This window comes from Pontibacter akesuensis (assembly GCF_001611675.1).
Classification (GTDB): Bacteria; Bacteroidota; Bacteroidia; order Cytophagales; family Hymenobacteraceae; genus Pontibacter; species Pontibacter akesuensis.
The window spans coordinates 4,188,195-4,201,465 of sequence record NZ_CP014766.1 but is presented as its reverse complement, the minus strand read 5'-3'; the positions used below and the strand labels follow the sequence as shown (position 1 = coordinate 4,201,465).

General features: G+C 49.3%; 11 protein-coding genes. 6 read left to right on the top strand and 5 right to left on the bottom strand.

The genetic code is table 11. From position 1 onward, the window contains the following. Positions 1 to 52: 52 nt before the first annotated feature. Positions 53 to 2,602: a gliding motility-associated C-terminal domain-containing protein gene (locus tag A0W33_RS17760; protein ID WP_068839442.1), complete on the top strand. Its 2,550-nt coding sequence runs from the start codon at positions 53 to 55 to the stop codon at positions 2,600 to 2,602. A 74-nt stretch (positions 2,603 to 2,676) separates the two neighbouring features. Here A0W33_RS17760 and A0W33_RS17755 read toward each other — a convergent pair whose 3' ends face one another. Beyond that, a complete protein-coding gene (locus tag A0W33_RS17755) occupies positions 2,677 to 3,303 on the bottom strand; it encodes a cytochrome c oxidase subunit 3 (RefSeq protein WP_068839441.1) in 627 nt (208 codons plus the stop codon). Between the two features lie 251 nt (positions 3,304 to 3,554). On the opposite strand from A0W33_RS17755, the gene A0W33_RS17750 reads away from it, so the two are divergent. Together A0W33_RS17750 and A0W33_RS17745 are read left to right on the top strand one after the other, a co-directional pair. Continuing rightward, positions 3,555 to 4,148 carry a hypothetical protein gene (locus A0W33_RS17750; RefSeq protein ID WP_139237076.1) on the top strand — a complete coding sequence of 198 codons (594 nt, stop codon included), beginning with the start codon at positions 3,555 to 3,557 and terminating at the stop codon, positions 4,146 to 4,148. 78 nt (positions 4,149 to 4,226) lie between these two features. After that, complete coding sequence (locus A0W33_RS17745) at positions 4,227 to 4,727, top strand: DUF4920 domain-containing protein (RefSeq protein ID WP_068839439.1); 501 nt, start codon at positions 4,227 to 4,229, stop codon at positions 4,725 to 4,727. A 75-nt stretch (positions 4,728 to 4,802) separates the two neighbouring features. Here the strand turns inward: A0W33_RS17745 and A0W33_RS17740 are convergent, their stop codons facing one another. After that, positions 4,803 to 5,645: an alpha/beta fold hydrolase gene (locus A0W33_RS17740; RefSeq protein WP_068839438.1), complete on the bottom strand. Its 843-nt coding sequence runs from the start codon at positions 5,643 to 5,645 to the stop codon at positions 4,803 to 4,805. A 179-nt stretch (positions 5,646 to 5,824) separates the two neighbouring features. Between A0W33_RS17740 and A0W33_RS17735 the strand changes: the two genes are divergently transcribed. From A0W33_RS17735 to A0W33_RS17725, 3 genes are all read left to right on the top strand, one after another. Continuing rightward, the gene (locus tag A0W33_RS17735; RefSeq protein ID WP_068839437.1) at positions 5,825 to 7,681 is read left to right on the top strand and encodes a glycoside hydrolase family 13 protein; all 1,857 of its coding nucleotides are present in this window, start codon (positions 5,825 to 5,827) and stop codon (positions 7,679 to 7,681) included. Positions 7,682 to 7,889: 208 nt separating this feature from the next. After that, on the top strand, positions 7,890 to 8,993 hold the full coding sequence (locus A0W33_RS17730; RefSeq protein ID WP_068839436.1) for a mechanosensitive ion channel family protein: 1,104 nt from the start codon (positions 7,890 to 7,892) through the stop codon (positions 8,991 to 8,993). Between the two features lie 448 nt (positions 8,994 to 9,441). Continuing rightward, positions 9,442 to 10,551 (top strand): lysylphosphatidylglycerol synthase transmembrane domain-containing protein, encoded by a 1,110-nt coding sequence (locus tag A0W33_RS17725; RefSeq protein WP_068839435.1) that lies wholly within the window; start codon positions 9,442 to 9,444, stop codon positions 10,549 to 10,551. 168 nt (positions 10,552 to 10,719) lie between these two features. Here A0W33_RS17725 and arsB read toward each other — a convergent pair whose 3' ends face one another. The 3 genes from arsB to A0W33_RS17710 all read right to left on the bottom strand — a co-directional run bounded on the left by arsB (position 10,720) and on the right by A0W33_RS17710 (position 13,266). Next, positions 10,720 to 11,805, bottom strand: a complete 1,086-nt coding sequence (gene arsB / locus A0W33_RS17720; protein WP_068839434.1) for an ACR3 family arsenite efflux transporter — start codon at positions 11,803 to 11,805, stop codon at positions 10,720 to 10,722. Between the two features lie 33 nt (positions 11,806 to 11,838). Then, a complete protein-coding gene (locus A0W33_RS17715; RefSeq protein WP_068839433.1) occupies positions 11,839 to 12,615 on the bottom strand; it encodes a metallophosphoesterase family protein in 777 nt (258 codons plus the stop codon). Between the two features lie 120 nt (positions 12,616 to 12,735). After that, complete coding sequence (locus tag A0W33_RS17710) at positions 12,736 to 13,266, bottom strand: ArsI/CadI family heavy metal resistance metalloenzyme (RefSeq protein WP_172798136.1); 531 nt, start codon at positions 13,264 to 13,266, stop codon at positions 12,736 to 12,738. Between the last annotated feature and the right edge of the window lie 5 nt (positions 13,267 to 13,271).

Here is a 13,271-nt window from a genome sequence, read left to right as displayed (position 1 = left end):
TGTTTTTAAGCTAGATTTAGCTCAGAATATTCCCACTCAGCAGCCCTAGCCTATGAAGCACTTCTTACTCCTCCTAATTTTTATGTGCTGCGTTGCCCTCAGCGCCAGAGCGACACACATTGTGGGCGGCGAGTTTGAGATGCAGCACACAACAGGGTATAACTATAAACTTACCCTTAACCTGTATTTCGACGTGGTAAACGGCAGCGCGGGTGCCCGTGACAATTACGTGTCTGTCAACATCTTTAGCAAAGCCACCAACCGCCTGATTTCCAGACAGGATATGTTCCTGAACAAGGTGACCAGGGTTCCCTACACTAATATTGACTGTACCGTTGGTGAGCTGCGAACTGATAAACTGGTGTATGACAAAGAAATTTACCTGGCTCCCTCTATCTATAATGAGCCGGAGGGATATTACGTAGTGTGGGAAAGGTGCTGCCGTAACCGTACCATCAACAACATTGAAAATCCTGAGGGAGCCGCCCAGACCTTTTACATGGAGTTCCCTCCGGTTACCAGAAACGGCGAGTTCTACGAAAACTCCTCTCCTACGCTGCTTCCCCCTTTAAGCGATTATGCCTGTGTGGGCGAGCTATTTTATGTGGAGTTGGATGCCACTGACCCGGACGGTGATTCCCTGGTATACGACATGGTGACTCCGCTCAACGGTTACATTCAGTCGACCCAGCCTGCATACTATAACACACAGGTTTACCCTCCGATTTACACGCAGCAGCCAAACCCGGCTCCTTACGCTCCAATCCGCTGGTTACCGGGCTATGGTGTAAGCAATCAGATAAATGGTTCGCCACCCATCAGTATAGATGTAAAGACGGGTCTGCTTACCATGCGACCCGCACAGAAAGGTCTTTTTGTTTTCGGTGTGCGGGTACAGGAGTATCGCAACAAAGTGAAAATAGGTGAGATTCGCCGTGACTTCCAGGTACTGGTACTCGATTGCCCGACAAACGACTCGCCAAAGGTGCTGGCGAAAGAGCAAAGCAAGAAAGGCTTTTACAGGGAAGGCGACATCCTGCGCATCAACTCAACCGATGCGAGCCGCTGCCTTAGCGTCCTTTTCACTGACCCGGACAGGAGTGAGTACATCGAACTGCGTGCCCGCCCTGTTAATTTCTCTAGCTCAGACTATTCTTTCCAGGGCCTCACAAGCGGCACCATAAACCAAGGTGCAGCATCCGACACGTTAAGAGCCACCTTGTGTTTTAACGAATGCTTCGACACCGAGGGCAAAGTATACCTCATGGACCTCATCGTGAAGGACGACGGTTGCAGCCTTCCCAGGCAGGATACGGTGCGGGTAAGCTTTATAGTGGAACCCCTACCCGATGCCCCTCCCACACTTTCGCTTTCCACTAACCGGCGGGTATTCGAGGTGCGCGAGGGAGACCAGCTTAATTTTGATGTTTTGGGAATAGATCCTGACAACGATATAGTCTCCCTGAGCCTGCTGCCGAAAAACTTCACTGTCGGAGCAGAGGGAATTCAGTTTACGAACAAGACTGCCGAAGGGCGGGTTTCCTCTCCTTTCGTATGGAACGTCACCTGCGAAACCCTTAAACAGGAATCTTACCTGCTGGACTTTGAAGTACGCTCAACTGTCTGTGGGAAAGAGAAGGTGCGCACAGAGTCGATTGAAGTACGAACCATATCCAACAACAACAAGCCTACTATTGGCACCGACCAGGTTACAAAAGTAATTGAACTGGAGGTGGGCAAGCCCTTTGATGCCAGCATTTTCGGAAGGGACATAGACCTCGACAGGCTATCGCTGTCAGCCGCTGGCCAGGGCTTTGAACTTGCAGCCTATGGCATGGACTTCCCGGTTACGAACGGTGTTGGCGAAGTGGCAAGCGTCTTCACCTGGACTCCAACTTGCGAAGCTGTCGGGAAAGGAAACCTGAAGGTTGATTTCAACTTGCAGGAAGATGCCTGTGACGCGGCTGCTAACCAGACCCTGACACTTGAGTTTGTCATCAAAGCTCCTAATAACGCACCTACTCTGGCCTCAGATAAGAACGTAAACACCTTTGCGCTGAAGTTGAACGAAGCCTTTGAGGCGAATTTTGAAGGATTGGACATTGACGCAAATAACCTTATCATCACAGCTGTTGGCGATGGGTTCAACCTGGCAGATTACGGAATGGTGTTTACAAGTATAAATGGAACAGGCAAGGCGAATGGTAAATTTACGTGGTTGGCCAACTGCCCGGCCACAGAGCAGGAAATGCTTCGGGTAAACTTTATACTCCAGGAAGATGCCTGCGACCCTAATCCTCAGCAGATCACCATGGACTTTAAAGTGGAAGCTCCGAAAGTAGCGGATTATATTCCAGCCAATATATTCACGCCGAATAACGATGGCTTAAACGATTACTTCGAGGTGCCTGAGCTGCCATCAGAATTCTGTTCTGCCACATTCACAAGCATCCGGGTTTTTAACCGCTGGGGCAAAGAAGTATACAGCAGCATCTCCAGCGATTTTAAATGGGATGGAAAAGGCGTAAACGACGGTGTTTACTTTTACCTGATTGACTACGGCACCACCTCCTATAAGGGAAGCGTCACGTTGGTTCGGTAGTTTGCCAAGTATAAAGCAGAAGCCCGTGCATTAAATGATGCACGGGCTTCTGCTTTATACTTGAGAGTTTTTTTCTAGGCGATAAACAGGAAAGCCAGGTATAAGCCGAGCCAAAGGAAATCCATGAAATGCCAATAGCTGTTCAGCATCGAGAGTTGCAGGTGGCGGAAGGGGTCGCGGATGAAGATAAGGCTGCGTACCCCATCAGAGTTTACATAGATCGTTTTAAACAGCATAAACGAGAGGAAAATAACGCCTCCTATCAGGTGCAAAATGTGCAGGGCAGAGATAAGGTAGAGGTACGTGCCTGATGCCTTACCCGTAAAATAAATACCGGAGCGTGACATCTCATTCCACCCCAGCAATTGTGCCCCCACAAACAAAACGCTTAAGAATAGTGTGAACCCCAAATAACGGGACATTTTCTTCAGTTTTTCGCGCTTGTAAAAGCCCGGTACCTTAGACATGGTATAACTGCTGAAAAGTAAAAGGATGGTGCTGACGCTAAAGAATTTCGGTAACTCAAATTGCTCTCCAGAGAAACCGCCTGTACGGGCGAAGGCAACTGTCAATATAAAAAATAAGACACCTATACCCAGCATACTCAGGTACAGCAGCATCTTGATAGGGTGCATCTTCTCAATCTGCCTGAAAGCTGACCGTTGCGCTGAATTAACTTTGTTTTTCTTATCCTGGTCCATCCTCTGCTCCTTTTACCTGTGGGCTTGTGCATGCCATCCGCCCTCACTACACTTAGCCTCAGTATCTTGTATTTATACCTAAGCCTGTACGTTATAGTTTTGCAATTAACCTGTTAATTTGGCCTTTTTTGCCACTCACCATACAACAGTTCAAGCGCTGCTATTGTTGCACCTGCCAGGGCTTTTCAGCAACAAGTAATATTTGCCGCCCCATGCCTACCCTTCGCTGTGAATCTGCGTTAAAGAAGAACATGAACAACGTCTTAAAATCCATTTATGCCTATTCTTGTTTTCTTCTCCTGCTATGCTTAGGGGTTACGGGCTCCACGGCATTTGCGCAGACAGACAGGGGGGCGTATACTGGAAGCAACAGCATCATGGTGGCGCTGGAGGGACCGCTGTCGCGCTATGAGTATGGCTCGCAGCAGTTACTGGTTCGCCATAATAAGAACTCACAGCAACTCGAGCTTATTTTGCCTGTTGCCAGCCTGCTCCCACTCAACGACTCTGTTCCGCCCGCCATGGCGTACCACACGCTGTTCGGTGCCAAGTACCCACAACTTCTCATCAACATCCATATGCCGGACCAAACCTTGGAATTAGTGCGGGCGGCTGCCTCTGTACAGGATTACACTGCCTCCATCCAACTGCAGGGAGTAAATAACGAGACACGAATTCCGGTAGCAATCAACCGCAAGGAAAACACTATCTACTTCTCAACGAATTTTGACCTGATGCTGGACAATTTTCAGGGATCAATCCCAGTGGAGTACCTGCCTTTGCTTACGGGTAGAATTTTGATTTCCATTGAGAACGCCCAATGGGTTGACCTGCAAACAAGATAAAAAGCAACATTAACCTGAAACTTATTGGTAATGTGAAAGCAATATTTATTTTTGCTCTGCTTATACATTTTATTCTTCATGAAGAAAATTGCTTTTCCCCTGCTTATCGCCGCTAGTTTATTCGCGTGCAATAAATCGAAGCCCGACACGACAGCCCCTGAGGCAGTGGCACAGCAACCTGCTGCAAAAGGCACCACCTATGGTACTACTGTCTCCGAGGCGGAAGTGCTTCCGGCTGCGGCCTTAGCCGAAGCAGTGGCAGGAAAGGATTCGCTGCAGGCAACTGTGGCAGCCGAAGTAGTGGAGAGTTGCCAGGCAAAGGGCTGCTGGATGGATGTAAAGCTGGCGGACAACAGGCAGATGAAGGTTACCTTCCGCGATTACGGCTTCTTTCTTCCCGTTGAGAATTTAGAGGGGCGGCAGGTAATATTTACCGGTACGGCCAAGCGCGAGATGGTTTCAGTTGAAGACCAACGCCACTTTGCCGAAGATGCAGGTAAATCAGCCTCCGAAATTGCTGCCATCACAGCCCCAAAAGAGGAACTGCGCTTTGTAGCCGATGGGGTGATTTTAAAGTAAGAGAAACTACCATCCAAAGGCCTCATACTCTGGTTTGATAAAGGCGCTACTCTGCTTACAATTAATTTCCAGCTTTTATGGCTTGATGAGGTGCTCAAGCAGCAAGGAGTTATACTTGTCTGGCGCATCATGTTGCACCCAATGTCCCGCTTCCGTTAACATACGGAGGTCTCCAAGCATAACGTACTTCATACTTGCTTCAGCCATTTCGTGGAGCAGGTAAGGATCTTTCTTGCCCCATATTATTCGCGTCGGCACGTGCACCAGGTTGTTTTCTGGACTTCCCGGATTATAACGAAACGCCCTGTACCAGTTTAGCATGCTGTTGATGGCTCCCGGTTGCTCCCAAGCCTGTAGGTACTGCTGTACCTGCGCCTTTGTAAGCCCGCTAGAGAGTTGTTGGCGGAGTAGTTGCCAGTTGCCGAGCCTTAACACCTTTTCCGGTAAGAGAGGCAGCTGAAAAAAGCCTATATAACTGCTTTTCTGCATCTGCCTGAGGCTTGACCGCAAGAAATTGTGCATCACCATCGGGTGCGGCACGTTAGAGATTACCATGCGCTTTACCCTTTCCGGGTGCTCCAGCGCCAGTTTCCAGCATACCATTGCCCCAAAGTCATGCCCGACCAGGCTAAAATGGTTCAGCCGCAGTGCGTCTGCAAGCCGTAGCACGTCAGCCGCCAGCTTATCCACTGTGTAGTTTTGAATGCCTTTCGGTTTATCGCTTAAGTTATAGCCGCGCTGGTCCGGGGCAATAGCTCTGAAACCTGCTACACGCAAGGCATCAAACTGCGCCTGCCACGAAAACCAGGCGTCGGGGAATCCGTGCAGCAAAACCACAGGTTCCCCCGTATCCGGCCCAACTTCCACTACATGGAAGCGCAGGCCACTCACCCGTACAAACCGGCTTTCTACTTTCATGGCTTTCACCTTTTAAGGCAATTTATCTTCATCTGTAAGAATGGGTAAAATTCCCCGCCTTACCCGTATTAGCTGAAATATCATGCGATGCAAAGGGATAAAAATGCCGCAGGAAGCCTATTACATTTAATAGCGCCGCGGCGCCTTTGTACTATTCATTTTATACTTAACTACGCCCTATGCACCGAAAAAAGTTACTTCTCCTTTCCCTCTTCTTCTCACTGCTCACGTTTGCTGCTGCTGCACAGCAAGGGCAACTGCGTGTGGAGCCCGCATTCTGGTGGGCGGGTATGAAAAACACGCAGCTGCAACTGCTGCTCCACGGTAACAACATTGGCAGCCTGCAGCCCGTCTTGAATCACCCCGGAGTGGAGATAACAGACGTGATAAAAGTTAAAAGCCCTAATTACCTTTTCGTGAATCTGAACCTGCTGAACGCCAAGCCGGGTAAGTTTAACCTGCAACTAAAGCAGGGCAATAAGGTAGTGCAACGGTATGCTTATGAGTTAAAGCAACGGGATGCCAACTCCGCTTCGCGCGAAGGTTTCACCAACTCGGATGTGCTGTACCTGGTAACGCCGGACCGCTTTGCCAACGGCAACCCGAAAAACGATACCATGAAAGGAATGGTTGATAAGCTGAACCGCACGGACCGCGGGGGCCGCCACGGCGGGGACATAAAAGGGCTGCTTAACAACCTCAGTTACATAGATGAGATGGGCTTTACGGCGCTTTGGCTGAACCCTGTGCTGGAAAATGATCAACCCTCCTACTCCTACCATGGCTATTCCACCACAGACTTTTACAAAGTTGATCCCCGCTTCGGGTCTAACGAGGAGTATGTGCACCTATCGAAGGAGGCCAAAGCCCGTGGCATAAAGCTGGTAATGGACATGATCCTGAACCACTGCGGCTCAGAGCATTGGTGGATGGACGATCTACCGACTGAGGATTGGCTCAACTTTCAGGATGCCTTCAAAACCACCAACCACCGGCGCGAAGCCATACAGGACCCGCACGCCTCTGCCTATGACTACCGCATGCACACCGAGGGCTGGTTTGTAGAAAGCATGCCTGACCTGAACCAGGAAAACAAGCTGATGGCCAACTACCTTATCCAGAATACCATCTGGTGGGTGGAGTATGCAGATTTAGGTGGCATCCGAATGGATACGTATTCTTACCCTGATCCCGCTTTCATGAGCGAGTGGACCCGCCGGGTGATGGAAGAGTATCCCAACTTCAACATGGTGGGCGAAGAGTGGTCTACAAACCCCTCCATCGTAGCCTACTGGCAACGCGGCAAGCAAAACCCGAATGGCTATACTTCTTACCTGCCAAGCCTGATGGATTTCCCGATTCAGAGCGCGCTCTCGGTCTCCCTGAATGCAGATGAAGGCGGATGGGACACGGGCTGGCTGGGGCTTTACGCAACGCTGGCAAACGACTTTGTTTACGCTGACCCTACTAACCTGGTGGTGTTCCCGGATAACCACGACATGGACCGCATCTACACGCAACTGAACCAGGATGCAGCCCTGACGAAGCTGGCTTTAGCCTATGTTCTAACCACCCGTGGCATCCCGCAGTTATACTATGGCACCGAGATTCTGATGCACAACACTGAAAAAGGAGACCATGGCATCATTCGTACTGATTTCCCTGGTGGCTGGGCCGGAGACAAAACAAACGCCTTTACCGGTAAGGGACTGGAGCCTGCGCAAACCGAAATGCAACAGTGGACCAAAAAGCTCCTGAACTGGCGCAAAGGCGCTGACGTGATTCACAAAGGTAAGCTTACCCACTACGCACCCTATAAAGGCGTGTACGTCTACTTTAGGGAGCTAAATGGAAAGCGCATGATGGTGATTCTGAACAAAAACGAAGCGCCTTACAACCTGGAACTCGCAAAATTCAGCCCACAGTTGCAGGGAATTAAGCAAGGAACTGACGTGCTGACAGAGAAAGTTTTTAACCTTGAGAAACCGGAGCTGGAACTACCCGAAAAGTCGCCGCTCATACTTGAGTTAAAGTAAATAGCAACGGCACCTGCTCCCAGAAGCAGGTGCCGTTTTTGCAATTACAGGGGCATAATTTAGCTTTGCGTCCATTTCTATAGTAATTTTAAGGCAAGGGACGTATAAAATCAGGCGTAATGCTCAGTCTCTACCTCCTTTTAAATTCCATCTTTAAAAGTATAATCAGCTACTAAATCGAACATACCAGAAAATAAAACACAGGTTCATGAATGAAATTCTTGATAATGTATACTACTACAACACCGTCCAAGCTTATCTGATCGTACTGGGCTTTGTCCTGCTCGGCTTCGTGCTGATCGGCTTTTTCAAAAACTCCATACTTACCCGGATTGCCCGCCTCACCCAGCGCACAAACACCAGAATTGACAATTTTCTGGTAGAGAGCATATACCGTTTTGGAATACCGGCGCTTTACATAAGCGTCGTTTACCTTGGCCTCGACTACCTGAAACTTCCTGGCCGCGTTAACAACATCATCCTGGTTGCCACAACGGTGGCTGTGACTATCCTGGTAATCCGAATGGTTTCCTCTACAATCCTGCTGATGCTGCGTGCTTACATTCACGGGCAGGAGAACGGCGATGAGAAAGTGAAGCAACTAGGAGGCATCATGCTCATCGTCAACATCATTATCTGGGGTATTGGTCTGCTGACGCTGCTCGACAACCTGGGATATGATGTTACCACTGTCGTTGCGGGTTTGGGCATTGGCGGTATTGCCGTGGCACTGGCGGCACAGAACATTCTGGGCGACCTTTTCAACTACTTCGTTATTTTCTTTGACAGGCCGTTTGAGGTCGGTGACTTTATCACGATCGATGACAAATCGGGTGTGGTAGACAAGATCGGCATTAAAACCTCACGTGTAAAAAGCCTTACAGGAGAGCAGCTGATATTCTCCAACTCCGATCTGACAAATTCCCGTATCCATAATTACAAGCGGATGGAGCAGCGCCGTATTTCCTTCAAGATCGGCATCATCTACCAAACCCCACTGGAGCAGTTAGAGGAAATTCCGGGCCTGCTGCGCAGTATTGTGGAGGCGCAGGAGCAGGCGCGCTTCGATCGGGCGCACTTTGCCTCTTACGGCGACTCAAGCCTTAACTTTGAGGTGGTATACTACGTGCTGGCATCTGATTACGCCGTGTACATGGATACCCAGCAAAGTATAAACCTGGCCATCTTCAAAGCGTTCAAACAAAACGGCATCGAATTCGCCTACCCTACCCAAACATTATTTATGGTACAAAACGGGCAGGAAAAGCAGGAGGAGGCTGAATCTGTTCCTAAACGGTCCTTCAACAACTAATCTATACTTGCAGCAACAGCCACTGTGCCTGTTTTGATGGCAGTGGCTGTTGCTGCAAGTATGTCAAATGCGACACCCTTCTATCTACTTTTGAAAAGCCTCCACATAAATTCTTGATAGTTGATAAAAGAAAAACCCATTGCTGCACAATGGGTTTTAGCTATATGTCTAACTTTTTTCAATAATCAAATTAAGGCATAAAATCGGGTATGTCTTAATTTTTTACCTTACAAGTATAGCAAAAAATTATATTTGTTAGGGATTTCTTAGCCTTTGCCCTTCTATCGCGGGAGCATACCCTTACTTTTATTCCTGTAGTGTCAACTAAAGCAAGCGGGTAAATCCACTTCAGGCAAAAAATACGCGCTACAAAACTTTTGAGTAAAATCAGGCCCAGGCTTACCACATTAACTTGCGTTGTGGCTTAATTTTTGAAATCTACCCAGCTATGGCTCTAACACAGAAACAACTTCAGCAGAAATTCTCGGCCCGCCGCCTGGTGTTGCCCGTGCTGCTGGGCTTGGGTGTAATCTCATACATGCTGTACCAAAGCTATGAGCCAGGCCAACTACAGACACTTGTGAAGGCAAGTCCGTTCTGGATGATGATGGCGCTGTTGGTTCTTTGTGCGCGCGACTTAGGGTATATCTACCGCATTCGCTTCGTTACCGATAAAGCGCTTAGCTGGAAACAGAGCTTCAATGTGATTATGCTGTGGGAGTTTGCCTCCTGTGCCTTGCCTTCAGTTGTGGGTGGCTCCACGATCGCGGCATACATCCTTTTTAAGGAAAAGATAACGCTTGGCAAATCTATCGCGCAGGTAATGGTGACGGCAATGCTGGATAACCTGTATTTTGTGCTGGCGGTGCCGCTGGTGCTGTTCTTTACCAGCGGGCAGGTTTTTCCAGAGATGGTTAGCTTGAACGAAACCCTCCGCGAGACGATCAGCATTGCGTTCTTCCTCTCCTATCTGATGATCGCCCTGTATGCCTGTACCATGTTTTACGCTTTGTTCATCAACCCAAAAGCCGTAAAGCGCCTGCTGTTGTGGCTGGGCCGACAGAAACCTTTTCACCGCTGGAGCGAACCCTTGTTTCGCCATGCCAACGAACTTCTGATCGCTTCGCAGCACATGCTCACGAAGAAGCCCATCTACTGGATCCATGCCAGCGTCTCCACTATTTTTGTATGGACGGCACGCTACGCCATCATTGGTTGCCTTATAGCCGCTTTTGCGCACCTTAACCTTCAGGACCACCTAGTAATTTTTTCACGTAACCTGATCTACAAGATCGCGCTTTTTGTGTCTGTTACGCCTGGGGGCGCTGGCTTTGCCGAGATAGCCTTCCCCGCCTTCTTCGGCGTGTTCATCGGAGGGGGCTTTATAACCATCGTGATACTGCTGTACCGCCTGCTCACGTACTACCTGTACCTGGTGATTGGAGCGGTGGAATTTCCGCGCTGGGTTGCGCGCGTATTCAGCAAGGAAGAAGCCCCAGCTTTATCACAGGAAGCCTCAACAAACCCTCAACCACTTTCGCCACAGGCTATTGTATAACAGCGTTCTATAAAAATAAGCAAGGGGTGAACTTCACCTACAGCTCTTTATGAGAGCTAGGTATAAGCATAATTTTCTTACTACCTAAGGACGCTGTGGTTTGGCTGTGATATATTTTGTGTGGGTCAGCTTTTAGGCACGTGAAAGCTACTTTAAACCTTATAAGGTTTATCTGCTAACTAAGGCCCTGTCCGTTTCAGAGGTATAGAAGCGCTCCCGCAGCCACTGTGCCACCTTCACCAACAGGATGAGTGCTGGCACCTCCACAAGCGGTCCCACTACACCCACAAAGGCCTGTCCTGAGCTGATGCCAAACACACCTATGGACACAGCAATGGCTAGTTCAAAATTATTACCTGCCGCCGTAAAGGAAACTGCCGCATTTTGCGCATAATCCGCACCTACCATTTTGCCAGCCATAAAGCTTACAAGAAACATAACTGCAAAATAGATGCAAAGCGGCACCGCCAGCAGCAGCACATCGAAAGGTATACTTACGATTGTATTCCCTTTCAGGCTGAACATCACCACAATTGTAAAAAGCAGCGCAAAGAGTGTAATAGGACTGATAGCCGGAATGAATTTACGCTCGTACCATGCATCGCCCAACAAAGGGCGCAGCACAAGGCGCGACAACAGCCCAGCCGCAAAAGGAATTCCTAAATAAATGGCTACACTTTCAGCCACCTCCCCCATACTGACGCTGATCACTACGCCTGCAATGCCCAGGTATGGAGGCAGCACTGTTATGAAGACATATGCAAACAGGCTGTAAAAGAGCACCTGAAATATGCTATTAATGGCTACCAATCCGGCAGCGTACTCCCGGTCGCCTTCTGCCAATTCATTCCATACCATCACCATGGCAATACAGCGCGCCAACCCGATCAGAATCAGGCCCACCATATACTCCGGGTGATCGTGCAGAAAGAGCACTGCCAGCAAAAACATCAGCACCGGCCCCACCACCCAGTTCACCACCAACGACAGCAAAAGCACTTTTATATTCCGGAATACTTTTCCCAACTGCTCGTAGCGCACTTTGGCCAGCGGCGGGTACATCATCAAAATTAAACCGAAGGCAATAGGTAAGTTTGTGGTCCCCACCTGAAAGCTGTTGATCACGCCCTCCACTTCAGGAAACACATAACCGAGCGCTACTCCAATGCCCATAGCCAAGAAGATCCAAAGCGTCAGGAAGCGATCTAGGAACGAAAGGCGGCTACGCTTGTAAGTTGGGTTACAGTTGGTCATATTTTCTGATTACTGGTTCTGAGACAAGGGTTCTTAGTACGCTTTGCGGAGCATGTCGGCAAACTCATTAGGCAGCAGACTTTCTTCTACTGCGCAGGCCGCTGCTTCCACGTTGTAGGAAGCGCGCCTGAACTTTACATCTATGCTTGTCGCATCGGCAGCACGACTGTTCTCATGCAACTCCAGCAGCACATAGCACGCGCGGGTGTCACCATCTTTGGGCTTGCCCACAGAACCCAAGTTGATGGCATGCTTATACTTGGTGCTCCCGTTCTCCTCATAAGCCAGCTGGCGGTGGAAGGGCTTGTGTGTGTGCCCGAAGAGCATAATATCTGCTCCGGCATCCGTTAGCAGGCGCAAGAGGCTTTTATCCGGCCTGTCCTCAAAAAGGTATTCGTTTATTTTGCGAGGGCTTCCATGTACCAGCAAAATGCTTAGCCGCTCCCCCGGCTGTAATGCATACTCCAGCCGAATGTGGCGCGGCAGGTGGCGCAGGTAGCGCCGGTTGTCATCAGAAATGATCTGATTTGTGTAAGTGATGGACTGACCACCCCGCTCCTTGTCTTGCGCTGTTTTGTAGGCACAGCCACAGTCATCACTGTTTAGGCCTACACCTTCGTCGTAATTACCAGCAATAGTTGGGATGCGCTGCTGCCGGATCAGGTTTACCACCTCGTTTGCCCATACATTATAGCCGACTAAGTCGCCGAGGCAATAAACGGCCTCCACTTGTTGCTCCCCTATGTCCTGCAGCACTGCCTCCAGTGCCGGCAGATTCGCATGTACATCGCTGAAAAAGGCAATCTTCATGTGGATAAAATTGAATAAATGATGAGGGATATATAAAGTATAACTACAACATAAGACTGATAGCAATTTAATAATCAACCAACTACACAACCCCGTAACTATCCAAAGGAATGCAACTGCTTAGCAACAGCCGCTACCGGGTGTGCTACATGCTTCGCTACTACTCATTATGCTGATATCAGCCAGTTGCACCAGTGGCTTTTGCTCCTGTACCGGAGGCATGCAACAAGCGCTGGCATCCGCTGCTTCGTAGCGCGGATCATTGAAATCGGCATCCTCATGAAAATAGTACACCTCCCACTGCACGCCGTCCGGATCATTAACCCAAAACTTGTCCTGCACGGCATAGCAGCAGGCGGTGCCTGTCTCCTCTTTCGCCACCAAATCCAATTGCCGGGCAACAGCAAGCCGCTGCTCCAGTTCTGCCTTCGTCTCCACCTGAAAGCCCAAGTGGCCAAAGTGCTGCTGCACGCGCTCAGGGTTTTCTACAAAGGAAATAATGAGGGACGGACTGGACAGGACATACTTGGCATAGTTCGGCTTCACCTTTGCCGGTTCCTGACCAAAGAAAGAAGTATAAAAGGCGACAGATTTATTTAGATCAGCCACATAAAGGCTCACGTGCATACGAGGAAATATTTGATTGTCCATAGTGA